Source organism: Selenomonas sp. WCT3 (assembly GCA_900100835.1).
GTDB lineage: Bacteria > Bacillota > Negativicutes > Selenomonadales > Selenomonadaceae > Selenomonas_A > Selenomonas_A ruminantium_E.
Map to the genome: position 1 here is coordinate 83,028 of FNCM01000008.1, position 25,850 is coordinate 108,877.

Sequence of the window (25,850 nt, forward strand, 5' to 3'; positions counted from 1 at the left end):
GTATGCTCATTTATTTACTCATTATGGTAGGAGAGATTATCAATGAAAATGATTTCTGAACCTATGAAATATGTAGCTAGAGATTTTATATTGTGTAGTTTTATAGGTGGGATGAGTCTATTCATAATAATTCCGTTTATTTGTTTAGTTTTATACTTGCTTGGATATAGCTATATTATCGAAAAGAATATAACAAATATTTCTGTTATAGCGGTGATTGTTGCATCTGTAGTAACAGCAGCTAATGCCTATAGAGAGCGAAAAATAAAAAAGAATGAAATGATTAAAAAAATAATTACAGAAAATCGTTATCAATGGCTTGAAAAGACGCGTTTGGTTATGGCTAAGCTTCATGCATCGGAAAGAACATATATAACTTATACTATGGAAAAAAGAGAAGATAGGTACAAGATTATTAAAGATATTGACTTATATAGTTCACAATTGATTTTATACCTTCCGTATGACGAAAATGTGTTTTGTGACGAGATATGTTGTTTGGTAAATGATGTTAAAGACATAATAAAAGGAACGGATAAAGGCGCAACTGCAAAGTTATTATGTCGTATTCGTGCCCAAGAAAATAAATGCAGATTAATTTTAAAGAAAGTATGGAAGGATATAAAGTCTGAAGCAAAAAAAGAGTGAGTTTAGGATAACTCAAGATGCTCTTCGAAGGAGGATTTTCTGTGCTTTTTAATTCGTATGCGTTTATTTTGGTTTACCTGCCTGTAACCTTTGCTGCTTTTTTCTTGACAGCGAAATATATATGCAATCGTGCGTCTACATTAGTATTGGTTTTAGTATCTTTTATTTTCTACGGTTATTGGGATGTTCATTATGTTCCATTGCTTTTTGCATCCATTACCTTCAATTACCTTGTTGGCAGACAGATTGGATTGACGAATAATCAAAGGTTATGGCTTATCTTTGGGTTGGTAGTAAATGTTGCATTGCTTGGTTACTTTAAGTATACTGATTTTTTCCTAACTACTGTAAGTAATATAAGTGGTAGTGATTTTGATTTGCCACATATTATTTTGCCTTTGGGTATATCTTTTTTTACTTTTACGCAGTCGGCGTATTTAGTAGATGTATATCGTGGTGAAGCTGCCAAACATGATTTTTTGACCTATTGTGAATTTGTTACTATATTCCCTCATCTAATTGCTGGGCCGATTATTAATCATAAAAAAATGCTGCCTCAATTCATAGCAGAGAAAACTTTTCATTTAAATATCGAAAATGTAGCAATAGGTTTAACACTATTTGCTATGGGATTGGTCAAAAAAGTGTTGATTGCAGATAATTTATCTTCCATTGCTAATAACATTTTTTCTCGGGCAGACAGCCTAACTTTTCTAGAAAGTTGGGTGGGGGCACTAGCCTATACTTTCCAGCTTTATTTTGACTTTTCTGGCTACAGCGAAATGGCTATCGGATTAGGATTGATGTTTAATTTAAAATTGCCTGTTAATTTTAATTCTCCTTATCAATCGAAAAGTATCATCGACTTTTGGCGTCGCTGGCACATGACTTTGGGAGTATGGGTAAAAGATTATCTGTACATACCTATGGGAGGAAATCGACAAGGCGAACTTAAGAAAATGCGTAATCTCTTTGTCAGTATGTTGATCATTGGTTTGTGGCATGGTGCTGGATGGACATTTATCCTATGGGGGGGAATTCATGGGCTGCTGTTAATGATTAACCATCAGTGGCGACGGCTAAAGATTACGTTGCCTGCATTTGTTAGTTGGCCATTGACTTTCTTGTGTGTCTTAACATGTTGGGTGTTTTTCCGGGCAGATAATTTCAGTAGTGCTATAGCTATCCTGGCAGCTATGACGGATATACATAATGTTGTTCTTCCCAGTGAATGGATTGCTATTGATTGTTTTGCGATTTTATCAGACTTAGGAATCTGTTTTGGGAAGCTTGCTTTAGCTGGTTCTTTGTCAAATATTTGTGTGAAACTGTTAGTGATAGGATTTATTCTAGCAGTTTGCCCTAATCCGCCAATTATGCTTAGTCATCTACAAACGCATCCTCGTCGCCTGCAAGTATTGGCTGGAGTGTTGGGGCTGGTTTTTGCCTTTACCATACTATCTATCGGGCATGTAGAATCTGAATTTCTCTACTTTCAATTTTAAGGAGATAGATTGTGACGTTTTATCGTAAATATTTGCTCATTTTTACTGTGTCTGTTCTTGCAGGATTGTTATTTCATGGGCTGTTATTTTGGGTGAATTTTGGAGTTCCTATGGAACAAGAACGCTATATGCATGAGTGGCTGGCCCAAAAAGATGTATATGCAAGTTCTATACAAGGAAAAAAGATAGTATTTATTTCTGGTTCAAATACGTTGTTTGGTGTAGATACAGAGCGAATTGAACAAGAATTAGGAATTCCAACCGTGAATTATAGTGCTAATGCTACAATGCGTTTTTATACGTTGGAAAGAGCAAAAAAGCATTTAAAATCAAACGATATTGTTATTCTTCCACTTGAATTCCCTTACTATACTTGGCATCATGACGTTTTTGAACCGGAAGAGGCTTTTTATTATTTGGGGTATGATCCATCAAAAATTCAAGCACTTTCGTTTTATGATAAATTAAAATTTATAAGCCAGCTTAATACCAAAGATTTATTAAAATTTACTTATCAGCGCATACGGCCGCCCGCACGTGTTGAAGGGGCTTACTCTAGTCAGTATCTTAATAAAAATGGTGATATGACTAACAACTATAAGATGAATAGATTGTCTAATAGCGCACTGCGTAGCAAAATTAATAAAATGGTTTTTGATGATACACCGTTATCAAATGATGCACAGCAGAAACTTAAACAATTTATAACATATTGTCACAATAACAACATAATGGTTTATGCTTCTTGGCCAAATTATTTGTGGAATAAAAGCGAATTCTCAGAAACGGATTTGGCAGGTATACGTTCTATTGAAGAATTCTATTATTCACAAGGCGTTGAAGTTCTTGGAAGCTATACTGACTGCCTCTATGATATTAATATGTTCTATGACACTAACTATCATCTTAATGATGAAGGGAAGAGAATTCACACGGATTATATTATTGATATGTTAAAAAAGAAACAGCTCTAGTAAATGTGCGATAAGGTATATTCAATGACAACATATAAATGAAAATAGTCCTATGAATGTTTTATAATCCATGAGGCTAAGTAAATTTTAAAATATATTTTGTGTTTTAGGGATGGATTAGGAGGCGTAGATATGAATGTTCTAGTTACTGGAGGTGCTGGGTTTATTGGTTCGCATCTAATTGAAAAATTAGAAGAAAAAAAGCACAGGGTAACCGTAGTAGATGATGGTTCTACTGGCGATATTATACGTATGAAAATCTGTGATGTTAATCTCATCAAGAAAGATGTTTGTGATCAGAAAATAGTAAAACAAATAGTCGATGAAAAGCCAAATGTTATTGTTCACTTAGCAGCTCAAACAATGGTAGATTCATCCATAAAAGATCCGGTTTTTGATGCATCTGAAAATATTATGGGGACACTTAATGTACTAGAGGCTGCACGCCAGTGTGGAGCACGAGTCGTTTTTGCTTCAACGGCAGCTGCTTATGGCGATGTGCTTGAAGATGATTTGCCAGTGGTAGAGTCACAGGAGCTTTCCCCGCAGTCGTTTTATGGATTGACGAAAGTCGGTGTTGAGAAATATTTGGAGCTCTATCATCGGCACTATGGTCTTGATTATGTGATTTGCCGGTTTGCTAATGTTTATGGCGAACGTCAAGGAGATACCGGCGAAGGTGGTGTAATCAGCATCTTTGCGAAGCGAATTGCTGCGGGTAAGGACATTACTATCTATGGAGACGGTACTCAGACGCGTGATTTCGTGTATGCCGGCGATATAGCGAGCGGCATTTGCAAAGCGATGACGACAGAAAACGTAAATACCGTGTATAACCTTAGCACACAGACCGAGACAAGTTTGCTTGATTTGGTGAAAATCATGGGTAAGGTTTCGGGATGTGACATTGTGCCGAAATTTGGTTCGGTGCGTGAGGGAGATATTTATCGTTCAATGCTTTCGAATCAGAAAGCAAAAGAAGGTCTTGGCTGGGAGCCGCAAGTTTCGTTAACAGATGGTTTGCGGCGGACGATGGCTTATTTTCAGGGGAATTGACCTGTCAATTTTTTGATTTGTCAAAAATGACATGTCAGCTGGAGCTTATTCATATCGTGAGGTGATTGGATGTTTGTAGTAAAGAAAAATTCCGAAATGATCAATAAGACGTTTCGTTTGCCGGTAGATTTGGTGGAGCGGCTCACGGAAGTTGCAAAATCTCAGGATGTATCGGTTAACAACTTGGTGCAGCAGTGTTGTGAGTATGCGCTGGGGGATATGGAAAGCGGGACGCATTCGGATACGAAGCAGGGGAAATGAAGGTAGGACGGAACCTGCGAGATATATGCAATGGGTACGAGCGGCCCGTGGCATGCACCAGCAAGAAGCCCTCGTTCTCGAAAAAATGAGAACGAGGGCTTCTTGCTGGTGAGTTTATTTTAAGTTGCTTGTTTGTTATTTCCCATACATGCGGTTGAGCGGGTTCTCTTTGAAGATGTTGCCTTGTTCGATGTAGCGATGAACCATCTTTTCAGATTTGTGTCGAGTTTGGCGCATGATGGAGAGTGCGTCGACATCGTGTTGGGCGGCGCTGGTGGCGAAGCCACGGCGCAGGCTGTGGCCGGCAAATTGCTTTTCGTCGAGGCCGGCCATTTTGGCGTATTTTTTGACGACCAGGGCCACGGATTTATCGGATAGCTGCGTTGCGCGCAGGCTATGAGCTTTGGTGAAGGGGCGGAATATGGGGCCCGCATGAATTTGTGAGGCATCAAGCCAGGCTTTTAGTGCCCGCACGGCGCAGATTTCTTCGTCGGGGGCATAGGGAATGGCGATGGTGGAGCCGCGGCCGAACTGGTCACCTTTAGACTGGGGGACGAAAATCATAAGACCCTGGGGCGTGAAGGTCAGTTCTTCAAACTGGATGCGCACGAGTTCTGAGCGGCGAAAGGCACCGGCAAAGCCTAGGAAAATCAGGGCTTTATCCCGCAGGGAAACCAGGTCGCTGTCTTCGAAGCAGTCTGCCAACAGATAGAGGGTTTCCATGAGTATGGGGGATTTGCCCCGTTGGAAGGTTCCTTTTTCGCGACGGATGGCGGCCATGGCAGCCCGGACGATGCCGTCTTTGGCTGGGTTGTTTTTGCCACCGTAACCGGCGGCAATGTGGTTTTCGGAGATGGCCGTGATGCGGCGCGATACGGTGTTGGCTTTGGCATCATCGGCCAGGTCGTTTATGTAGTTGACGATGGTTTCCGGCGCAGTAGGAAGGTCCCTTTCGCCATGATGCCGGCACCAGTCGGAAAAATCGCTCCAATCGGAGGAGTAAGCTTTTAAGGTATTGTCGGCCTTGGATTTTTCGAGACGGCGTTTGGCTTTAGCGGAGAGACGCCGATTGTTTTCAATTCGCTGATTTTTTACCAGCATGAAGTTATCTTTTGGTTTCATCCCAATCATCTATCTTTCTTATGTTATGGTTGTTTCTTCTCTGTCATTATATACGAAAATTTGTTTTACGTCATCTGGGAATCCCTGTGGTAATTTTAATCTTATCGTATATAATAGTAGATAGTGTTCTGGGAAAAGAAAGTGAGGTATGCCATGTTTATGCGCAGCCATTGGAAACATATTAAATACTGGGGAATGGTGGTGCTCTTGGTGGGGCTCTGTACCTGCCTGGGACTTTACATCAAGGCCCGGCAAGATTACTTTGCCTTAGCGCCGGCACCAGCAGGCCTTACGGAGACGACGGCCACGGAGCCCCTTTCCTATTCGCCGATTTTGGCCTGGGATAAGGACAGCGAGTCGGTGTATTATGAGATTGAGTTTTTTGCCGAAAAGCCTATGTTTTTGTCGGCAACGGCAGAATCCGATAAGGCGATTTTCCGCAGCTATGCGATTTTCCAGAATCATTATAATGCACCGCTTCAGTCTTTTGCCGGGGATTTGTTAGGCAAGCAGCCTCTTTATTGGCGTGTTCGCGGCATGGATTTAGACGGCAAGCCCTATACGCCCTTTAGTGAACTGGCAGCTCTTTGGACTAGCAGCGATAAGGAAGGGATGGGGGCGCCAGAGCCGCTGACGGATTACAATAATGGCAATGGTTCCGTGCTGCTCTATCCGGTCTACCATTGGATTCCCATGACAGGAATGGTTCGGTATGAACTTCAAATCTATGAGGGGAATCCGTTGACGGATAAGGATGCAAAACTTATCGATACGCTTCATACCGATGTAGCAGAACTCTATGATGCCAATCCTCGTTACAGCAATCGCGATTTTTACTGGCGCGTAAGGGCTACTGATGAAAAAGATGTACCGACCAGCCGCTGGTCTCTGCCAAAACGATTCCGGACGGCTCCCACTGACCGTTGGGAAGTTGGGGTTCTGGGCGATAGTATTTCCCATGGCGGTGGCCATTACTCTTATGGGCCAGAGGATTTTGAGTTCAGTTGGCTTCGGTATTTGAATTTTCCCGCCATCAATTTGTCGGAAAGTGGCGATACCATTCAGATGACGGTGAAGCGTTTTAACCGGGATGTGCTGCCCTTCCAGCCCAAGTATCTGCTGATTCTTACTGGTACGAACAGTCTGCGAGGTGGGGAGGATCCGAAGGTTGTTATCGAAGGGTTAAAAGAAATTCAGCAGCGTTGCCGGGAAAACAATATCCGGCCGATTCTTTTGACACTTCCCGATGTGAATCCTGATAACATTGCTCATGTATTCCATGAGCCAACGGCTGATGATTGGACGGAGCGTTTTCAGGAAGTGAATGCTTATATCCGTACGCAGGTTCATATTGATACGGCTGCTGCTTTTCCGCGTCCTGATGGGGTCCTGCCCACATCATTTGCCATGGATGGACTTCACCCCGATGTCTCCGGCAAAAAACTTATGGGGGCAAAGGTAAACAGCTCCTGGGACGAAGTCAAAAAGCAGGCGGACGCGGATATGGAAAAGTATGAAGAAGAAAAAGAAGGTTTGAATTGACGCCCCTTTTTTGATAAGATAATATGGTGCTATAAAACAGAGGGGGACTGTATTTTGCTGGTATTATCCAGGAAAGAACAACAGGAAATCATGATTGGCGAAAAAGTCATCGTGACAGTCGTTAAAGTTGCAGCTGGCAAAATAAAGCTCGGAATAACAGCACCGAATAGCGTAAAGGTGCGCCGGCTTGATGTATTGCAGGCTGGAACTATGGAAAATGGAGAGGATTCTCATGAAATTTGATACGAAATCAGGCTATGGGTTCATGCATCTTTATTTGACCCTGCATCCGAAAAAATCACCGGCTTATGATCCAACGGAGGAAGGATATATTTCTGATGAAGCCGAGTCAAGACTTCACCATTTCGCGGAATTCATTCGCTTCAATGAAAAGCTGGCCGCAGAGGGGAATGCCATCCGGGCAGAACTTTTCGCCGAAAAGGCAGCCGAGGCTGGAATGATTGCTGGCGAGGGCTGGCAGGATTTCACAAGTCATTTCACCGAAAATGTAAATGGTGAGATTGAGTTCGATGAAGCCGAGCTGCAGAAGACCTTTGGCAAATTCATCAGCGATGTCCGTCGCATTTGCAGCCGCCCGCATTCCCAGCTTGAGATTGAGCTGGCTAAATCGATGGGAAAATGAGTGATTCCTTGCAAATAAAAGTGCCCTTGCGTTATCGGGAAGATAACGCAAGGGCGTTTTTTATTCGTTATCCCAGTTTATGTTTTTGGCTTTTTCCAACAATTCCTCGGCTGAAGCAGCCTCAATCCGTACCGTGCTGGATGATGCGGCACTATGTGACGATTCAGCAATTTTACGGTGAACCGGATGTACGGGATGGTTGTGATGTCTCTGGTGTTCCTGAGGCCATCTGGCTGCTCTAGGAGTCTCCTGCAGCATTGTAGTAGTGGTTAGTTTTGCTTCGATTTCGACATTGACCGAGGTACCAGATTGCGTATTTACGGCATGACCGCTAATGTTGTGGTTGTTGCCATTATCAAGTCCTGCATAAAGGAGATTCATTACCTTTTCGGTAGTAAAGGAATACTGCTGGATGCTGGCTTTTATCGCCAAGGTGAGTTCCTGATAGGTGGGAACGGCAGGTCTCTTCGTTGGCGGGTCCTTGGCTTGTTCGCGTTTTGTTTCCGCGCGTTTCTTTATGGCTTCCTCCAAGCGTTGCTGCTGTTCTTCCGTCATGCGTTCCAGCTCAGCAAAGAGTTTAGTGTTGCCGTCGTCGTCAAAGGAAATCGCTAAGCGCTTGAAGCGAACCCCTTCGCCCAGCAGGCCCTGCTGTTCAATTTGATTCAGGGTGTTGGTGGATTCTTCCACCTTGGCCATAACTTCTTTGGCATACGCATCGTCATTAGCCATTCGTTCTATCTCTTGTGTGGACAGCATGACGAAGTACTTTTTATGGCTTGGGCCGGCGATATCCAGTGGATTTTGGACATCGTCAGCGATGAGAAAATCATAGTCCCCATATTGCTCACGAAGGCTGGCCAAATATTTTTTTGCTTTCTCCGAAAGTTTTTGTTCTTCGGGGGTGGTGTTCCAAGCTTCGGCCCCTTGGACTTGTTTGTCGGCGCTGGCTTTCGTGGACAGATTTATGCCGCTACCAGAAATTGACAAGTCAAAATCCTTGCTGGCCTGATTGAGTTTCTCGAGATTCTTATGCGCGTTGTCAAGTTTCCCAGCGCCGCTCCAGTGCTTCTTTCCAGTGTGGTCCGCGTTTTTTAGCGGGGGAGTGTAATGGGTGTGGTTGATGCTGTTTGCCATGGCTTTATCCTCCTCTGATCAGCCTTTGAAATCCCTTTCGGCAAAAAATATTTCTTATCTATATATCGTCTTGCTATGACAGAATCTTAAGAAATATCTTCGGTTATTTTCGCAAACGTTCTTCATGCAACTGGGCACATTTTTCGACGATGAGGCGTACTACCCAAGAGGCCGGGCGGGTGGATTTCGTGTGGAACCACTGTTCAACGGTGCGGCTCGGTGCCCCTAATAACCGTTCACAATCCCGAGGGGTAATGCCCCATAATTCCCGCATGAGCTTCATGGGTTCATCCGCACAGGCAATCCGGTCTAATTCCACGGCTTTTTTGAGTTCTTCCACATCCACATCAAAGCCGGTTTTCCGTTGGAACCAGTTGGGGATATCATCGCGGGTAACCTTTGGCATGGCTGCACTTCCTTTCTGCTATATACTGTTTTACTAATTCGTTACGGGCCAGCATAATCCTTTTTCCCAGATTTTCGATGTTTTGCCTGCAGGGAGCAGACAAACGCGGGCTTTTATGATACTATAGTAAGGACAAATTTCTGCAAGGAGATGCTCCATTACTATGAAAACTACCATTATTGGTATTGCTGGTGGTACGGGTTCCGGTAAATCGACCTTTACGAACCGGCTCAAGAAATATTTCGGTGACGATGTTACGGTAATTTATCACGACAATTACTATCGTCCCCATGATGACCTGTCGTTCCAGGAACGCCAGCACATCAATTACGACCACCCCAAATCCCTCGAAACGGATCTCTTGATTGAACAGCTTCAGCAGCTCAAGGAAGGTAAGAGCGTGGAGTGCCCGGTTTATGATTTTGCCCATCACACCCGCTCCTCGGCTACGACCATTATTAAGCCGAGCCGTGTTATCATCGTCGAGGGTATTTTGATTCTTCAGGATGAACGCCTGCGGGATTTATTCGATATCAAGATTTTCGTCGAAGCCGATGCCGATGAGCGCATCCTTCGCCGGGTGCTTCGCGATATCAACGAGCGCGGCCGGGATTTGGAAAACATCATCGAGCAGTATCTTGAGACGGTTAAGCCCATGCATTATCTCTATGTGGCACCGACGAAAAATGTGGCGGATATCGTCATTAACAGCGGCCTTAACAACATTGCCTTTGATGTCATTAAGGTCAAGATTCAGGAACTGTTAAAGGAAAACAGTCAGGAAGATGCTAATGATTGATGCCTCGGATTGATTTCACAAATGTAGTATGAATACAGAATACTTCTCCCAAACCTATAAACATAAGCAGTGTAATGTTGTATACTACTCATAGGTTAAGAGAAAGGACTGATTCGTATGAAAAAAATTTTGGGAATCACTCTGAGTCTTGCAGTTTGGGGCGCATTGCTCACGCTGCAGGGGACACCGGCAATTGATGCAACCATTGCCGAGGAGGCAGTTATCGCCGCCCATCCGGATGCTATTGTCTGCGAGGCAGAACCGGTTGGTCATAATTTTGCTGTAGCTTATGTGGACAGCCAATTGAATCGCGGTGTAGTGACTATCGCGGATGATGGTCATATTGTTGCCGAAAACTAAAGAAGAAACAAAAGACCGCCGAGAGGCGGTCTTTTTTGGTGGAAAAAAGGAGAATCATAAATATTGTCAAATAAATAGGGAAAAGAGTGGTTGCTAAAAACTAAATAGGAGGTGAGCGTATGGACTCGTTATCCTTTTGGCGGCGAAACGATTTATCCGCCTTGCTGCTGGCTTCGATATTCATGAACGGCTTTGAGACGGGAGGATATCAGGCCGCGCTGTTGTATGTGGGGCAGGAGTACGACTTATCTATCGGACAACAGGGGATTTTAGCTTCTGTTCAGTTGTTTGCCACGATGATTGCGCCTTTGTTATTAGGAGCGTTAGCCGACCGCATCGGCAAGAAGATTATGCTGGTGGTATTTACCGCCATTCGCGTGCTATCGGCGGCTATTATTCTATTGGCGACAGATTCGTTGACCTTTGCGGTGGGGATTTTTGTATTAGGATTTTCCTGTAGTATTGTGCAATATGTAGCGATTGCGGGAATGCAGGATGCCTATCCCATAACCCGAAACCGTCGGATGGGATTTATTACGGCGATGTTTGCCTTAGGAGCCGTGGTGGCACCGTTACTAGTGGGCTTTTGTTTGACTACATCCTGGGGCTGGCAGGGATTCTTCCTAGTAAGTGGTATTGTATTCTTCTTCCTTACAGTACTCTTATGGCGGACTGGTTTTGAACCACGCGAGACGGCACCAGCTGCGGAAACGGTGGGCGGGGGAACCGGCATTTATGTCAAAGGGGTTGCCTTGTTGTGCTTTATCATGTTTATTTATGTGGGCGTGGAAAACGGCGTTTGCTTTTTCCTCAATAACTTCCTCTTGGATACCATGAACTCCACCCGGGGGTATTTGGCCTTATCGTTATTCTGGCTGGCCATGATTCCCTCGCGATTCCTGTGTGGCTTTTTGGCAAAATATCGAAGCCGTTTGATTGTCTTAGCCCCTTTGGGCGCAACCATTATGCTGGCAATCTTAACCCTTATTCGCAGTGAATCGCTGGCTTTTGTCATCGTTTTTGTGCTGGGCTTTTTCTGCGGTGGCGTTTATCCCAACGTGTTGACCTATGTGGCGGATTTTGCCAGCGGGAGAACCGCGACAGTTACGGCTGCGATAACGGTGGCAACGGGAGTTGGTGCCACGATTATTTCTGCTTCCTTTGGCTTTTTGCATGACAGCTTGGGTTTTTCGGGGGCTTTTCTTGCCTTGGCCGCCCTATTAGGGGTAGATATCTTTGTGGCCCTTCTGGTTCCAAGGCTCCATCGATAATCGGACAGATGGAAGGATTTGTGGTAGAATAGGAGGGTAACTATCAAAAATTTGGAGATGACGATTTGAAGGTAATTAATTTCTATGGCGGTGCAGGCATTGGGAAAAGCACGATTGCTGCGGATGTTTTTTCCAAATTGAAGCGCAAGGGCTACAAAACGGAACTGGTGGGCGAATATGCAAAATGGCTGTGGTACCAAAATGCCACCGATATCGTGGAAGACCAATTGTATCTATTTGCCGAGCAGGCACATCGTACGCGAACCTTGGAAAAATACGGCGTGGAATTTGCCGTCTGTGATTCGCCGCTGCCCCTTAACATCATTTATAACCGTGAGTCAAGTGATGCCTTTGATGCTTTGGTCATGCAGGAATTTAATCGCTATGAGAATTATAATTATCTGCTGCGTCGCAACGACGAGTTTATTACGATTGATGACCGGAAGGAAACCAATCTGGAACAAGCGAAGGAAAAAGATGCACAGGTTGTGGCCATGCTGGAAAAGTGGAACATTCCCTATACGGTCATTTCGCCATGGGAGACCGACAAAGTCGGCTTGGATTTAAAAGTTCGTTGAATGGAAATACCTCAGGTGTTTTTTATGAATATCTGAGGTATTTTTTTCACAATGGTATTGACAATGATAATCACTGCTGATATTATAATCATCGTGTAATTGATAATAATTATCGATTATGAATAATATTCAAATATGAAAAACATTCATATTTATGGAGGATGATTCGTGAATGGAAGCAAAAGGAAATTTAGCCGGCTTGGTTGCCTTGGGGATTTTAGCCAGCAGCAATGTTTGGACCATCGCCTGGGGGCCACAGGCTGAAGCAGCTAAGGATGTTGTGGCTGACCGCATTCGTCTGCAGGATAGTTATGTGCGCCCGGATTATATCGAGGTGGAAAAGCTTCGTGACACCAAACAAATTCTGGTTATCACCAAAAAGGACATGGAAGAAAAGGGATATAAAAGTATTTCCGATGTCTTGAAGGACCAGACCAGCATCAATGTGGGGGCAACTGGCTGGGGGCAGGTGGATATCCGTGGACAGGGAAGTGAGCAGGCCACCCGTAACATTCAAGTCCTAGTGGACGGTGCACCGATTACCACCATGGTCAATCATCCGCTGCCCAACAACTACGATTATGTGCCAGTGGAACAGATTGAAAAAATCGAAATTATTCCCGGTGGTGGTTCGGTTATTTACGGCAGCGGCGCCGCGGGCGGAATTATCAACATCACCACGAATCTGCGGTCCCTAAAGAAACCACAGAGCAGTCTGACGACGGAATGGAATTCCGATGGCTATCGGTCAAGTGTCAATTACGGCACCAAGGCTGCGGAGAAATTGGCCGTACAAGCCGGTTATTCCCGGCTGGATCGCGACTTGTTTTTTGTCAACACCTATCGCAAGAGCAATTATGCCTATGGTGGCTTTCGCTATGATGCGGACAAGGAGCACAGTGTTACCTTCCGTTACAGCCATTTGGATGAAGACAGCAAATTTTTGCAGAACGTGAGCCGCAAGAAAATTGATGCCTATGGCCATAATTATCGTCCGAATAAAGAAAGCGATTATTTAAATGGCGACCGTTTACTAAATACCTACAACCTGTCCTATAACCAGGATATCGGGAAAAAGTTAAAGTACAGTGGCGATTTTTTCTTCACCGATGGCTTTTATACCAATACGAAATTCTTTGATGGGAAGATGAAAACGAAATCTTATGGGTCCCGCATGCGAATGGATTGGTCTTATGCCCCTCATGATTCCTTGCTGGTGGGGCTTGACTTATTCGAACAGGAATCCCATCTTCGTTATAAGACCTCAGCTAAAAGCAAGTTGATGGATTTCAATTACGACAAAACTACCGAGGCGCTGTATTTGCTCAATAAGATGAAACGTGGACGCTTCACCTATACCCAGGGCCTTCGCCGGGAAAAACTCATTTGGGAATTTGATAAAGATGGCGGCAGTGCAGCCCGCCCCATTGGCGGCAAAGATTCGTCGAATCGCTGGAATACGGCTGGCGAGTTGTCCGTGGGATACAACTATAGCAAACTGGGCAAAGTGTTCCTGCGTTATGAACGCGGTTATACCAGCCCCGATGGATTGCAGATATGTGATGAGGTTTATTCTGACGCAACGAAAAAGGTTTATGCCGCTACCAGCGCTCAAGAGGAGACCTACAATTTATGGGAGCTTGGCCTGCGGGATAAATGGGGGATTTCCACGGCAAGCTTGACCCTGTTCGCTTCGGAAACCAATAACGAGTTGGAACGGCCTTATTTCAAAGGGGCTTATGGCTGGGAGTACAAGACCTACAACATGTACAACACCAAACGCCAGGGCATTGAAACCAGCTTTTCCCAACGGATGGGGAAATTACAGGTAAAAGAGGGGTATACCTATCTTCATGGTAAGCGGGACTATACCGCAGCTGGCCGTGCCTTGATGGCCGCTCATGGCGAAAACGAAATCGATTTTACCAACAGTGGCCTAAAGGCGGTGCCGCAACATAAACTTTTGCTGGCGGCTGATTATAAATTTGATAAAAAATGGAGTGTCAATGCGAAATACACTTTATTTGGCAAATACAACAATTTCATCCGCGAGCGTGACCGCCACGATGACAAAAATATCGTACATTCCTATGGCCTGCTGGATATTGGTTTTAAGTTTAAGCAAAACAAGGATTTGGAATGGTATGGCGGCATAACCAATTTGCTGGGAAAAGATTACTATGAATACGATTCTGCTGGTGGGGCTACGGCAACGTTGGTTCCAGGAGCAGAGCGGACTTATTTTGTCGGTGCTCATTATAAATTCTAAACGATAACCCATTTGACTGGTCAATAATTACCGTAGGATTGTGAGGAGATTCAACATGGAAATTTTTACATTGTTTCATAAGGGCGGAATGGTCATGTATCCCATACTGCTTGCCTCTGTCATTGCCCTTACCATCGGGCTGGAACGCTTTGCCTATTACCGCAAGGAACGCTTGAAGCTGGCGGATTTTTCCGTTAAATTCAATGGGTATCTGCAAAAGGGCAAGCAAGAGCAGGCTGAAAACTTATGCCGTAAGGCTGGGGCTCCTGGTGAGGTGCTGCTGACAGCCTTAGCAGAGGAACAATATGGCAATCGGGAAGAAGTAGTGATGGCGGCGGCAAAACGCAAGGCCATTGAGCTGCGCCAGTATTTGGAATACCTCAGTGTCATTGTGACCATGGCACCGCTGTTGGGGCTTTTGGGTACGGTTACGGGCATGATTCAGTCTTTTTCGGTGCTAAATGTTGCCGATGGAGAGCCCTTTGCCATTACGGGTGGTGTGGGGGAAGCGTTGATTGCTACCGCTACGGGTCTGCTGGTTGCCATTCTGGCACTTTGCTTGTATTCCTATCTTTCCCATCGGGCCAATGCCATCATTGCCGATGTGGAATATGTGTCCATTATGTATGTAGCGGCAGGGGGCAAAGATGATGCGAATTGATTTAACGCCTCAGGAAGATCGGCCCCGGTTGATGATTATCCCCATGATTGACATTATCTTTTTCCTGTTGGTCTTCTTTATGATGAGCATGCTCACCATGGTGGTGCAAAAAAGCATGCCGCTGACCCTTCCTCAGGCTTCTTCGGCCCAAACCAGTATGGTGGAAAATATTCCCGTTACGGTGACGGCAGATGGCAGTGTTTACTACGAGAAGGAAAAACTTTCCCTATCGGCTTTGGAAAATCGTCTATGGGAAAAAAAGCAGCAAGGAGACGTATCCATTATCTTGCGCGGGGATGCTTCGGTGGATTATGGCAAGGTAATCCAGGTGATGGATATGATTAAAAATATGGGCATCCAAAAAGTTTATATCGCTACGGATGCCAAAGGATAATGAGATGATTGAATGAGAAAACGAAGCTGGAATTATTATTTTACGCTGGCAGCTGGCTTTCATATCTTGCTGATAGGGCTTGCCATGCTGCTAGGACTGGATTGGCTAAAGGAGGAGCCGGAAGAGCAGCCCTCCATTGAGATTGGCTTTGTAGGCGATGCAGCGGCGGCTGGTCTGGCTGGTGGAAGCGCCGGAAACAGCGGAAAGCAAGCAGCCCTGGGGCCTGATATCAAGACGGTATCGGTGGCGGCGGTGGAAGAACTGCAAAACTTGCGTGGACATACGCCAGCTGACAAGTCAGAAGCTGCCGTTAAGCCGCCGGCAGCAGATAGTGCCGAAGCGATAGAAAAAGCCGTGGCGGCACTGGATAGTCCCGGCCCTGCTACTGGCTGTGCCGGGGCAGATGCTGATGCTGGCGCTGGTGCCAGTGGGGCAAGTGGCACAACTTCGGAGGGGACTGGCGGAACCGGCGGGAATGGTACGGGAACTTCCCAAGGTCTGGGGGCAGGCTTTACTCCCAATGGCGATGGCACTTATACTGCCGCAAGTTCCGCCGGAATCAGCTACCAGCTCCTGCGGGATGCTGAGGCGATTTATCCCGATGAAGCCACAAGTATCGGCTACAGCAATGCAGTGGAAGTTGTGGCGCAGATTATGGTGGGGCTAGACGGCAGTGTCGAAAGTGTTACCATCTTAAACAATCCGCCCAATCTTGGATTCCGTGAAGCCGCCCAGGAGGCGTTATGGTCCATGCGTTTTGCGCCTATTTACTATCAAGGGGTTAATGTCCGGGTCCCCTTTGAAAAGCATTTGATTTTTCAGCCGTAACGAATTAAGGCCTTTATATGAAAAAGCAAAGAAACTATTTCCTGTTATTCTTGATAATGTCAGGGAATAGTTTCTTTTGGTTTCTAAATAGCATAAAGCAGGATTTTTATGGAATGCTCGCGAATAATTTTCTATGAAACGATATCAAAAGGATTGACCTGTTTGTACAGGTAAAAGGAGACTATATGATACTACAAGTTCCCGTGGCGCGTTATATTCCAACCAACGCCTATTTTTATATTGATGAAGATACGAAGCACGGTTTCCTTATCGACCCCGGCGCTGAGCCGGATAAGCTGCTGGAAATAGTCAAAGAGCGCGGCTTTCAATTGGAGAAGATCCTTTTGACCCATGGTCATTTCGACCACATTGGCGCAGTAAATGACTTGCAGCAAGCTCTAAAGATTCCCGTGCTTATGCAAAAAAACGGACGCAGCTATGCGGAAAATCCGGTTTGGAATCTATCCGCTCAAACCGATGAACCAATAACGCTTGAGGATGTCACGTATCTTGCGGATAATACCGATATCGTATTGGAGGCAAATCCAGATTTTCGCTTGCATATGATTCCAGTTCCCGGACATACGACGGATGGTTGTATGTATTATAACCTGCGGGATCACGTGGCTTTTGTGGGAGATTCCATCTTTGCCGGAAGCTACGGCCGGACGGATATGCCCGGTGGAGATACCGAAACATTGCTAAAGAGCATCGTAAGGGAGATTTTTTCCCTGCCGGATTCTACGGCACTTTTAAGCGGGCATTCCGGGGCCACCACGGTGGCCGCCGAGAAAGTTCGGGACTGGTACCAGGGAATAACGGCAGAGTAACCCGAAAAGGCATGACGGTATAAGATAAAGGAGTAAAGACATGGATACGATACGTGTTCTGGTGATTGAATCATCATCATTTTATCGGGACACGCTATTTGGTGGATTGAGATCGCGTATCGATGGAGTGCAGCTGGAAAGTGCTACCGAAGCAGACGAGGCAGTACAGAAAATCCGTATATTTAATCCAAATGTCGTCGTATTAAATTTCTTTATGGGAATTCAGGAAATCGAAAGTCAGCATTTCCTGGATGTACTTTCTCGTACTACCCAGGCACCTATCATCGCTTATGGAATGTTGGAACGCACCCGGAGCCGGGCACAGGCCATGGGGGTGTTCGAGTATCTTGTGAAACCAAAGCCAGGAACCGATAAGATGATATTCTATGCGGATTTGGCCAAAGCCGTCATAGATGGATTCCACGAGAGCAAACAGGGGAATAAAACCATCGGCCAAAGCACACTGATAACGCGAGATATTTGGCAGGAAACCAGCAAGACAAAGCCTGTGCCGATTAAGGCACCCTTGGGCGAGCCGGCTGCCGCTAGGCCCTTTCGCGTACAAGCCCCGGTTATCAAACCGGTGGCGTCTCGGGAGGGAACCAGCATCCAGATTATCGCCATTGGTTCCTCCACAGGCGGGACCAAGGCATTGTCGGATATTTTGCCGCTGCTGAAGCCACCGCTGCCCGCCATTATGATTGCCCAGCATATTCCGCCAATTTTTTCTACCAGGCTAGCCGAACGGCTTGACCGCGAATGTACGCTCACGGTCAAGGAGGCCGAAGATGGCGACATCGTAAAGCCCAATACCGTTTATATTGCTCCTGGACACAAACACATGACGATACACCGAGCGGAGGGGCGGTTTAAAATCGAATGCCGTGCCGGCCGACCGGTTCACGGCGTTTGTCCTTCGGCTGACGTGCTGTTCCATTCCGTGGCTCAGGCGGCGGGCGATATCGCCCTAGGGGTTATCCTGACCGGCATGGGCTGTGATGGAGCTGAGGGAATGCTCGATATGCTTCGTTGTGGCGCCCGAACCATTGGACAGGACCAACAGTCCTCGGTGGTATACGGAATGCCACGGGCTGCCTACGAATTGGGCGCCGTCGAAGAACAAGTACCGTTAGAGAAGATTGCCGCAAAGATTGAAGCTATCTGCCGCAATGCCGGCTGATATTGTGCGGATGTCATAAGGAGCTTAAAAATGAACGATACAAATAAGGGAAATGAAATTGCACCAGCAATGAAGCGTGAATACTTAGATGCCCTGCTGGCCCTAGCGGAAGAATATGCAGCTACTTATCGTATCAATCTGGCGGATGGAACCATGGAATGCCTGTCCACTGCCAATGTTCTGGGGGAATGCACGGCCAAGAAGGCCCAAGGGGACGCCGATTATGAATCAGCCATGAAGGAGTATGTGGAGGCGAAAGTTCACCCCTTAGAGCAATTGCGCGTCCGGGCCATGGCCTCCCTAAGCGTTGTTCGGAAAAAACTGAAAGCGGAGCACTCCTATACCTTTCGTTTTACCTTACTCTTAGAGGGGCAGGTGCGCTTCGGGGAAATGAAATTTGTAGGGGTGGACCCGGTCAAAGGGGAAGCTGGTGCCGTGGTCTTAGGAATAAGGCTCCGGGACCAGGATATTGCCACTACGATTGTAAACAAGCAATTGATTAAGGAATACGATGCGGTCTATTTCTGCGATTTAAATGCGGGCAATATCCGCATTTTCCGGGCTCCCGAGGGCTTTGAAGACAAAAATAGCACCACGGTTCCGTATCAGCTAGTTATGGATAAGATTGTTACCCGGGTTAAACCAAAATATCAGGAAGTCTGGAAGAATCTTGCCAACCCGCTGTTTGTCAAAGATTTTATCGGCGGCAGTCAGCGCCGTGAGTATATCTACGAACTAGCCGGGAAGAAAAGCATTTGGCGACGGGCACTGTTCCAGGTTCATGACCGGGGGGAGGACGGCAAAGCCACCCGCATTATCCTGTCCTTTATCGGAATTGATTACAATCAGGCCAAAGAGCTGGAGATGACCAAGCTCATCAATGAACAGAATCACGAGTTGGCGCTGCAGCATGAACAATTGGAACTGGCTCTGCAGCAGGCCAATTCTGCCAATCAGGCCAAGACGGATTTCTTGACCAATATGTCCCACGATATCCGGACGCCGATGAATGCCATTATGGGCTATACGGCTTTAGCAGCGGCCCATATCGAAGAGGTTGGCCGCGTGCGGGAATATCTGGATAAGATTGCGACGGCCAGCAATCATCTGCTGTCGCTGATTAACGATGTACTCGATATGAGCCGCATCGAAAGTGGGCGCATGAATCTCGGGGAATCGGAGACGGATTTACAGGATGTGGTAAAGGAGATTCATAACATCCTGCAACTAGACGTACAAGCCCATCAGTTGGAGTTCACTGTGGACATGGACGGCATAAAGAACACCAAGATTATGTGCGATTACTTGCGCCTCAAACAGGTGCTGCTGAATTGTTTATCCAACTCGGTTAAATTCACCAAGTCCGGCGGTAAGGTTGCCCTGGAAATTTCCCAACATGCTCAGGCACCGGCAGGCTATGCCAGCTTTACCTTTTCCGTTCGCGATACGGGAATCGGCATGGATCCAAAATTCCTTTCTCACCTCTTTGAACCCTTTACCCGGGAGCGTACCAGCACCGTCAGTAAGACCGAAGGAACGGGGCTGGGGATGGCCATCGTCAAGAATATTGTCGATATGATGGGGGGAGATATTTCCGTTTGGAGCGAGCTGGGGACAGGAACGGAAATCACCATGAATTTCCTCTTCAAGCTGGTGGATGATTCCCAAGCGCCACCCAGTACGGCGGGGGATGAAGATGAAATCATCGTACCGGTGGGCAGCAAAATCAATGAGGCTTATATCGAAATGCCCACCCTAGGGGGCAACAAGCTCGATAACAGCAGCGAAGTCTTGAATCGGGAGAAGATTCAAGGGCGGGTGCTGCTGGTGGAAGACAACGAAATCAATGCTGAGATTGTCTTTGCCTTGCTAGAGGGAACTGGCATTGAGCTGGAACTGGCCACCAATGGCGCTGAGGCTGTTGACATGGTGACCAATGCCGGCGATTATGGCTATGGCTTGATTCTGATGGATTTGCAAATGCCGGTTATGAATGGGCTGGAAGCTACGAAAATGATTCGTTCCATGAAAACCGAATGGACCAAGAAGGTGCCCATTGTCGCCATGACGGCCAATGCCTTTGATGAAGACCGGAAGGCGGCCAAGGAGAGTGGGATGAATGACTACATCCTAAAGCCCATCGACCTGCCAAGTCTTTTCCAAAAGCTCCACGAATATCTAGATTGAGGCAAAAAAATAACGCACCTCTCAAAAGAGAAGTGCGTTATTTTTATGTTAGGCCTGAGCCAATTCGTCGTTTTCGTCGTAAACCGGCGGATGTGCCACGGCCAGCTTCGAAAAGTCGATTTTCAGAAGCTGCGTTTCGGACAAGTTGCGAACTTTGCTTTCAACAGCAGCATCGTGACCAAAGGGACGGCAAAGCTCCAGGCTGTGCTCCATGCCCTGCAGCTCCGGAACATAAAAGCCGAGCTGATCTGCAATGCTTTTGAATTCATAGAATTTGTTTGCCAGTTCACACCATTCAAGATTCTTCATAATATCCTCCTTGGGGATTTTACCACAAATCCCAATCCAAAAATCCTTAACATCTTTTTTATCCCAATATGTTTGTAAAATCGAAATCCCTTTATTTCGATTTTCAAAACATGGCACTAAGTATACGCAAGTTTTTGCGTAGTGTCAATGATATTTGTGAATAAATTCCAATCAATTGCATTTAATAAGCAAAAAGAGCTGGATCCGTTTTCGAATCCAGCCCTTTTTTAGCGGAGCAGTTTGTCCTGGTTCATATTGATGATTTCCCCCATGAGCATCTTGCCATAGACATCGGGGTGAAGGCCATCTACTGAGAATTTGTTGTCCATGAATTTATGAGTGGGGTCGTAGAAGTATGGTTCCAAATCGATATAGTAATCCTGCTGGCGAATCCAGCTGTTGATGATTCTAAGTTTCGTTTTCCACTTCGGGTCAGTGGGAGCTTGGAACGCAAAGAGAATATTGGGGGGATTAACCGGCATCAGCGTTAAAAAGATGGGGCGGATGTCGTTGGCCAGGCATTTATCCCGAATAATTTTCAAATCGTTTACAACGCTTTCCGGGGAGGTGTTGGGGGCCCGCAAGCTGTTGGTTCCCGTGAGAATCAATAGATTAATTGGCCGAAGGGGCAGCACATCCTGGTCAAAGCGCTCCAGGGATGTCTTGGAGGTATCTCCGCTTCGTCCGAGATTTAAACAGGGGAAATCAAAGTAAGTAGTGTAGCTGTACTCCAAGGCTGCCGGGGAATTGGAAACGGCGCCGCCGCCATGGGTGATGCTGTCGCCAAGGACAGCCACCGGCACGCGCTCAGGCAACTCCGGCATGGTGAAGTGAGCCGTATCCGACCAGCTGCCAATGGTCTGTCCCTGCTGGTCCACCGCCCGGACCCGCCAATAATAATCGCCGGCATAGGGGCGGGGATATTCATCGTAGCAAGCTGTAGCCACATCGACGGTTTTGCGCCAGACGGCGTCGGCTTCCGTTGTCGTGCCGTTTTCTTCTGCTGGTGGATGTATCATAAGCTCCACCTCGTAGCGCGTGGCATTGTTCAGTGGTATCCACTGGTAGACCGGATAGACTGGCATCTGGAAATTCGGCATCTGGTCAAAGGTATTAAGCAGTGGATGATTGGGCTGCGGCATGTCTGGATTGATGTGAAGTTCCTCGGCTTTAGAAAATTCGCCGATGGGATTGTGATGCAGATCCAGGGCCCGAACCCGCCAGTAAATGAATTTGCGGTGGGCGTATTTTCGCAGGTCAGCCTGCCAACCGTTGGTGAAAATCATTTTGGTGCTTTCCAAATGGTTGGTCTTATCCAGAGCGGTGCCGCCTTCCTGGGCCGGTTTGCCTGCTAAAAGCTCCACCTCATAGCAGACAGCGTTGGGAACGGCATGCCAGACCAAAAATGGCATCAAGCTGGCGGGATTATCTTCGGTATAATGATAAATGGATACCGGTGACAGAATATTTTTGTTGTAAATCGGATTTTCAATGGGATCCGATGGCGGCGTCAAGGGACCAAAAAGGCCGTAAGCCGTAACGCGGTAGCAGGTGGGGATACCGCTGCGGGGCACTTCATAGGAGGCGTTATGGGTAAAACCACTCGTAAAGAAATGGTATTCTGGTTCGCCTTCCACCAGCCCTGTGGTATGGGAGTAGGTTTCGACCTTGTAGAAGCAGGGATAGGGAAGGGGATCCCAGGATAGAACCATATGACCATCCCGCTCGTCAAAGGAAGTCTGAAGCGTTATCCCCTGCAGACCAAGAATATCGGTTTTTTCCGCGATATAGGCAAAAAATATCGTAAAACATGCGATTACAAAGGTAAAAAGTAAAAATTTCTTCATATATAACACCAAATTGCAGGAATTTTATTTAAAATATTGTATAACACTAAGTATAACATATTTTAGAGGTGAGAGGTATTGGAAAAGTACGGTTTGGTTATTGTTCACACAGGAAATGGTAAAGGAAAGACGACAGCAGCCTTAGGGCAGGCCGTCAGGGCTTGGGGAGATGGCCTGCGGGTCTGCATCCTGCAATTCATTAAGGGTGGCTGGAAGTATGGGGAGCTCAAGACGCTTGAGACCTTGGCGGCTGCGGATGGCCGCATCGAAATCAAGCAGTGCGGTTTGGGATTTACCAATACGGAAGAACACGAGGAGCAGGAGCATAAAGAGGCTGCTTCCAAGGCACTGGCCATGGCCCGGGAGGCCATTACCAGCGGTGACTGGGATTTGGTCATTCTCGATGAAATCAACTATGCGGTAAAGTTTGGACTCATAACGGTAGACGATGTTTTGGCACTGCTTGCCTGCCGCCCGAAAGATCTGCATCTGGTTCTGACGGGACGTGATGCCAAGCCGGAACTCATCGAAAAGGCGGATTTGGTCACGGAAATGAAGCAAATCAAGCACCCGTATGAGCAGGGCATCAAAGCCCAGATGGGAATTGAATTTTAGAAAACGCTGTAACAGTGTAAATATTTTTCCGGTTATTACTTGTTTTTCACCAACGAATGAAGTAGAATTGTAACTATGTAATGAGATTTTATCATCAAATGTCTAAATGAGATAGACATTTCCTTGCGATGAAGTTTATGTCTCAGGATTAGGAGAGTTGAAAAATGAGAAGTGACATCGTTAAGCAGGGCGCTACCCGCTGCGCTCATCGTTCCTTATTCCATGCCAATGGCTATGGGCCAGAGGATTTGAAAAAGCCGTTGATTGGTATTTGCAATTCCTTCAATGAAATCATTCCTGGTCATATTCATCTTCGTGAGATTGCGGATGCGGCAAAACTGGGGGTGGCAGCCGCCGGTGGAACGCCTGTGGAATTTCCGGCTATCGGTGTTTGTGACGGCATCGCCATGGGCCATCAGGGTATGAAGTATTCCCTGGCCAGCCGTGAACTTATTGCCGATTCCGTAGAATCCGTTGCTATGGCTTCAGGGTTTGATGGCCTCGTGCTGATTCCGAACTGCGATAAAGTCGTACCGGGTATGCTCATGGCCGCCGCCCGGCTTAACATTCCCTGCGTGGTGGTATCGGGTGGCCCGATGCTTCCGGGAAGGTTCAAAGGCCGGGATGTCAGCGTCAGCCAGGCCTTTGAAGCGGCAGGGAAATACGCGGCTGGCGAAATGTCTGCTGAGGAAATGGCAGAGCTTGAGGAAAAATGCTGCCCAGGCTGCGGTTCCTGTGCTGGTTTGTTTACCGCCAACACCATGAACTCCTTATCGGAAGTTCTCGGCATGGCTCTGCCGGGCAATGGCACAATTCCGGCAGCTTATACAGGAGCCCGCCGGCTGCTGGCCAAACGGGCTGGTGCCGTTATCATGGATTTGGTCAAAAACGACATCAAACCCCGTGATATTTTGACCCGCAAGGCCTTTGAAAACGCCATCACGGTGGATATGGGAATCGGCGGTTCTTCCAATACGGTGCTTCATTTGACCGCTATCGCCCATGAAGCCGGCATTGAGATTCCAGCGCCACTCTTTGATGAAATCTCCCGCCGCACGCCGTATATTACAAAACTCAGCCCGGGTGGAACCCATCACATGGTTGACCTGGAGGAAGCCGGCGGCATTTCGGCAGTAATGAATGAACTTTCTAAGAAAGACCTCATTCACCTCGATGCGCTGACCGTTACTGGCCCCATGGGGGAACGCATCAAAAACGCGAAGGTCTTAGATAGAAGCGTCATCCACAGTGTCGAAGAACCCTATCGTAAAGAGGGCGGCATTGCTATCCTCAAGGGTAATCTGGCTCCGGACTATGCCGTGGTCAAGGCGTCGGCGGTTAAAGACGATATGTTGACCTACGAGGGCACGGCCAAATGTTACGATTCGGAAACGGCTGCCTGTGATGCCATCATGGCGGGGGACATCGTCGATGGCGATGTGGTGGTCATTCGCTACGAGGGCCCGAAGGGCGGCCCGGGCATGCAGGAGATGTTAAATCCAACCGCAGTTATCACGGGGCGCGGCCTTAAGGTGGGCCTCATTACCGATGGCCGTTTCAGCGGTGCCAGCCAGGGAGCCTGCGTGGGCCATGTGTCACCGGAAGCCATGGAGGGCGGCCCCATTGCTCTGATTGAAGATGGCGATACCATCCTCATCGATATTCCTAGCCGCAAGCTAGAGCTCAAAGTCAGCGATGAAGAACTGGCTAAGCGGAAAGCGGCCTGGAAACAGCCTGAGCCAAAAATCAAGCACGGCTATTTGTCCCGCTATGCAAAACTTACCACATCGGCCAGCACCGGTGCGGTACTCAAATAATTGACAAGTCAAATTTGACTTGTCAACGGTGTGCAAGCCTTCTCCCGTGGGGAAGGCTTGTATTTATTTGGGGAATTCGCTATAATAAGGAACGTTGAAATACGATTTGAGGTGTAGATTTTGCATATAGTTTTAATAGAGCCGGAGATTCCCGGCAACACAGGCAACATTGCCCGTCTTTGTGCGGCCACGGGTATCGAGCTGCACTTAGTCAAGCCTCTGGGCTTTTCCACCGACGATAAATACTTGAAGCGGGCAGGCCTTGACTATTGGCATCTGGTGAAGGTGCATTACCATGAGAATTTCGACGAGGTTCTTGCCATGTACCACGGACACAATTTCTATTATCTGTCCACCAAGGCGCCACGTGCCCATACGGAAGTGACTTATACCAATGAGGATATGCTGGTCTTTGGCAAGGAGTCTGCCGGTATTCCCGAGGAAATCCTCAATGCCAATTGGGACAGCACCGTGCGGATTCCGATGATTGCCGAAGCGCGTTCGTTGAACCTTTCCAATTCCGTGGCCATTGTCGCCTATGAAGCAATGCGGCAGATGGATTATGCAAATCTTGCCGAAGCCGGTCCGGGACTTCGCATGTGGTCGAAATAACA

Annotated in this window: 27 protein-coding genes; 22 read left to right on the forward strand and 5 right to left on the reverse strand. The window is 46.8% G+C overall.

The features are described from left to right. Positions 1-42 precede the first annotated feature (42 nt). The 5 genes from BLQ36_RS08570 to BLQ36_RS08590 all read left to right on the forward strand — a co-directional run bounded on the left by BLQ36_RS08570 (position 43) and on the right by BLQ36_RS08590 (position 4,444). On the forward strand, positions 43-648 hold the full coding sequence (locus BLQ36_RS08570; RefSeq protein ID WP_074515206.1) for a hypothetical protein: 606 nt from the start codon (positions 43-45) through the stop codon (positions 646-648). Positions 649-689: 41 nt separating this feature from the next. After that, positions 690-2,153: an MBOAT family O-acyltransferase gene (locus BLQ36_RS08575; protein ID WP_074515207.1), complete on the forward strand. Its 1,464-nt coding sequence runs from the start codon at positions 690-692 to the stop codon at positions 2,151-2,153. 11 nt (positions 2,154-2,164) lie between these two features. After that, the gene (locus BLQ36_RS08580; RefSeq protein ID WP_074515208.1) at positions 2,165-3,127 is read left to right on the forward strand and encodes a hypothetical protein; all 963 of its coding nucleotides are present in this window, start codon (positions 2,165-2,167) and stop codon (positions 3,125-3,127) included. Between the two features lie 132 nt (positions 3,128-3,259). Next, positions 3,260-4,183: an NAD-dependent epimerase/dehydratase family protein gene (locus BLQ36_RS08585; RefSeq protein WP_074515209.1), complete on the forward strand. Its 924-nt coding sequence runs from the start codon at positions 3,260-3,262 to the stop codon at positions 4,181-4,183. 69 nt (positions 4,184-4,252) lie between these two features. Next, positions 4,253-4,444 carry a toxin-antitoxin system HicB family antitoxin gene (locus BLQ36_RS08590; protein ID WP_033169492.1) on the forward strand — a complete coding sequence of 64 codons (192 nt, stop codon included), beginning with the start codon at positions 4,253-4,255 and terminating at the stop codon, positions 4,442-4,444. Between the two features lie 135 nt (positions 4,445-4,579). Here the strand turns inward: BLQ36_RS08590 and BLQ36_RS08595 are convergent, their stop codons facing one another. Further along, positions 4,580-5,566, reverse strand: coding sequence for a site-specific integrase (locus BLQ36_RS08595; protein WP_074515247.1), 987 nt, complete (start codon positions 5,564-5,566; stop codon positions 4,580-4,582). Positions 5,567-5,719: 153 nt separating this feature from the next. Between BLQ36_RS08595 and BLQ36_RS08600 the strand changes: the two genes are divergently transcribed. The 3 genes from BLQ36_RS08600 to BLQ36_RS08610 are packed head-to-tail and all read left to right on the forward strand — an operon-like array spanning position 5,720 to position 7,751. Next, complete coding sequence (locus BLQ36_RS08600) at positions 5,720-7,108, forward strand: SGNH/GDSL hydrolase family protein (RefSeq protein ID WP_074515210.1); 1,389 nt, start codon at positions 5,720-5,722, stop codon at positions 7,106-7,108. A gap of 54 nt (positions 7,109-7,162) precedes the next feature. Next, the gene (locus BLQ36_RS08605; RefSeq protein ID WP_074515211.1) at positions 7,163-7,351 is read left to right on the forward strand and encodes a carbon storage regulator; all 189 of its coding nucleotides are present in this window, start codon (positions 7,163-7,165) and stop codon (positions 7,349-7,351) included. Further along, complete coding sequence (locus BLQ36_RS08610) at positions 7,341-7,751, forward strand: hypothetical protein (RefSeq protein ID WP_074515212.1); 411 nt, start codon at positions 7,341-7,343, stop codon at positions 7,749-7,751. The genes BLQ36_RS08605 and BLQ36_RS08610 overlap by 11 nt, the downstream gene beginning before the upstream one ends. 60 nt (positions 7,752-7,811) lie before the next feature. On the opposite strand, the gene BLQ36_RS08615 is transcribed toward BLQ36_RS08610, so the two are convergent. Both BLQ36_RS08615 and BLQ36_RS08620 read right to left on the reverse strand, forming a co-directional pair. Further along, positions 7,812-8,885, reverse strand: a complete 1,074-nt coding sequence (locus BLQ36_RS08615; RefSeq protein ID WP_074515213.1) for a DUF6033 family protein — start codon at positions 8,883-8,885, stop codon at positions 7,812-7,814. 103 nt (positions 8,886-8,988) lie between these two features. Then, entirely contained in the window at positions 8,989-9,291 is a 303-nt protein-coding gene (locus tag BLQ36_RS08620; protein WP_074515214.1) for a hypothetical protein, read from the reverse strand. 163 nt (positions 9,292-9,454) lie between these two features. Here BLQ36_RS08620 and udk point away from each other — a divergent pair, with 163 nt between their 5' ends. From udk to BLQ36_RS08675, 11 genes are all read left to right on the forward strand, one after another. Next, a complete protein-coding gene (gene udk, locus BLQ36_RS08625) occupies positions 9,455-10,090 on the forward strand; it encodes a uridine kinase (protein ID WP_074515215.1) in 636 nt (211 codons plus the stop codon). Between the two features lie 117 nt (positions 10,091-10,207). Then, positions 10,208-10,450 carry a hypothetical protein gene (locus BLQ36_RS08630; RefSeq protein ID WP_074515216.1) on the forward strand — a complete coding sequence of 81 codons (243 nt, stop codon included), beginning with the start codon at positions 10,208-10,210 and terminating at the stop codon, positions 10,448-10,450. 119 nt (positions 10,451-10,569) lie between these two features. Further along, a complete protein-coding gene (locus tag BLQ36_RS08635) occupies positions 10,570-11,721 on the forward strand; it encodes an MFS transporter (RefSeq protein ID WP_074515217.1) in 1,152 nt (383 codons plus the stop codon). A 65-nt stretch (positions 11,722-11,786) separates the two neighbouring features. Continuing rightward, on the forward strand, positions 11,787-12,299 hold the full coding sequence (locus BLQ36_RS08640) for an AAA family ATPase (protein WP_074515218.1): 513 nt from the start codon (positions 11,787-11,789) through the stop codon (positions 12,297-12,299). Positions 12,300-12,471: 172 nt separating this feature from the next. Then, positions 12,472-14,568, forward strand: a complete 2,097-nt coding sequence (locus BLQ36_RS08645; RefSeq protein ID WP_081342288.1) for a TonB-dependent receptor — start codon at positions 12,472-12,474, stop codon at positions 14,566-14,568. A 55-nt stretch (positions 14,569-14,623) separates the two neighbouring features. Beyond that, on the forward strand, positions 14,624-15,229 hold the full coding sequence (locus BLQ36_RS08650; protein ID WP_074515219.1) for a MotA/TolQ/ExbB proton channel family protein: 606 nt from the start codon (positions 14,624-14,626) through the stop codon (positions 15,227-15,229). Beyond that, complete coding sequence (locus tag BLQ36_RS08655; protein WP_074515220.1) at positions 15,219-15,623, forward strand: ExbD/TolR family protein; 405 nt, start codon at positions 15,219-15,221, stop codon at positions 15,621-15,623. Before BLQ36_RS08650 ends, BLQ36_RS08655 begins: the two co-directional genes overlap by 11 nt. Before the next feature lie 12 nt (positions 15,624-15,635). Then, the gene (locus BLQ36_RS08660) at positions 15,636-16,451 is read left to right on the forward strand and encodes an energy transducer TonB (RefSeq protein WP_074515221.1); all 816 of its coding nucleotides are present in this window, start codon (positions 15,636-15,638) and stop codon (positions 16,449-16,451) included. Positions 16,452-16,636: 185 nt separating this feature from the next. Continuing rightward, a complete protein-coding gene (locus tag BLQ36_RS08665) occupies positions 16,637-17,281 on the forward strand; it encodes an MBL fold metallo-hydrolase (protein ID WP_074515222.1) in 645 nt (214 codons plus the stop codon). A gap of 40 nt (positions 17,282-17,321) precedes the next feature. Next, on the forward strand, positions 17,322-18,461 hold the full coding sequence (locus tag BLQ36_RS08670; protein WP_318260957.1) for a chemotaxis protein CheB: 1,140 nt from the start codon (positions 17,322-17,324) through the stop codon (positions 18,459-18,461). 30 nt (positions 18,462-18,491) lie between these two features. Continuing rightward, positions 18,492-20,648 carry a hybrid sensor histidine kinase/response regulator gene (locus tag BLQ36_RS08675; protein ID WP_074515223.1) on the forward strand — a complete coding sequence of 719 codons (2,157 nt, stop codon included), beginning with the start codon at positions 18,492-18,494 and terminating at the stop codon, positions 20,646-20,648. A 48-nt stretch (positions 20,649-20,696) separates the two neighbouring features. Here BLQ36_RS08675 and BLQ36_RS08680 read toward each other — a convergent pair whose 3' ends face one another. Together BLQ36_RS08680 and BLQ36_RS08685 are read right to left on the reverse strand one after the other, a co-directional pair. Continuing rightward, the gene (locus BLQ36_RS08680; RefSeq protein WP_074515224.1) at positions 20,697-20,957 is read right to left on the reverse strand and encodes a hypothetical protein; all 261 of its coding nucleotides are present in this window, start codon (positions 20,955-20,957) and stop codon (positions 20,697-20,699) included. A gap of 227 nt (positions 20,958-21,184) precedes the next feature. Then, positions 21,185-22,804 (reverse strand): SGNH/GDSL hydrolase family protein, encoded by a 1,620-nt coding sequence (locus BLQ36_RS08685; protein WP_074515225.1) that lies wholly within the window; start codon positions 22,802-22,804, stop codon positions 21,185-21,187. 78 nt (positions 22,805-22,882) lie between these two features. On the opposite strand from BLQ36_RS08685, the gene cobO reads away from it, so the two are divergent. The 3 genes from cobO to trmL all read left to right on the forward strand — a co-directional run bounded on the left by cobO (position 22,883) and on the right by trmL (position 25,848). Beyond that, complete coding sequence (cobO, locus tag BLQ36_RS08690) at positions 22,883-23,419, forward strand: cob(I)yrinic acid a,c-diamide adenosyltransferase (RefSeq protein ID WP_074515226.1); 537 nt, start codon at positions 22,883-22,885, stop codon at positions 23,417-23,419. A 164-nt stretch (positions 23,420-23,583) separates the two neighbouring features. Further along, positions 23,584-25,236 carry a dihydroxy-acid dehydratase gene (gene ilvD, locus BLQ36_RS08695; RefSeq protein WP_074515227.1) on the forward strand — a complete coding sequence of 551 codons (1,653 nt, stop codon included), beginning with the start codon at positions 23,584-23,586 and terminating at the stop codon, positions 25,234-25,236. Positions 25,237-25,356: 120 nt separating this feature from the next. Beyond that, positions 25,357-25,848, forward strand: coding sequence for a tRNA (uridine(34)/cytosine(34)/5-carboxymethylaminomethyluridine(34)-2'-O)-methyltransferase TrmL (trmL, locus tag BLQ36_RS08700; RefSeq protein WP_074515228.1), 492 nt, complete (start codon positions 25,357-25,359; stop codon positions 25,846-25,848). Positions 25,849-25,850: the final 2 nt, after the last annotated feature.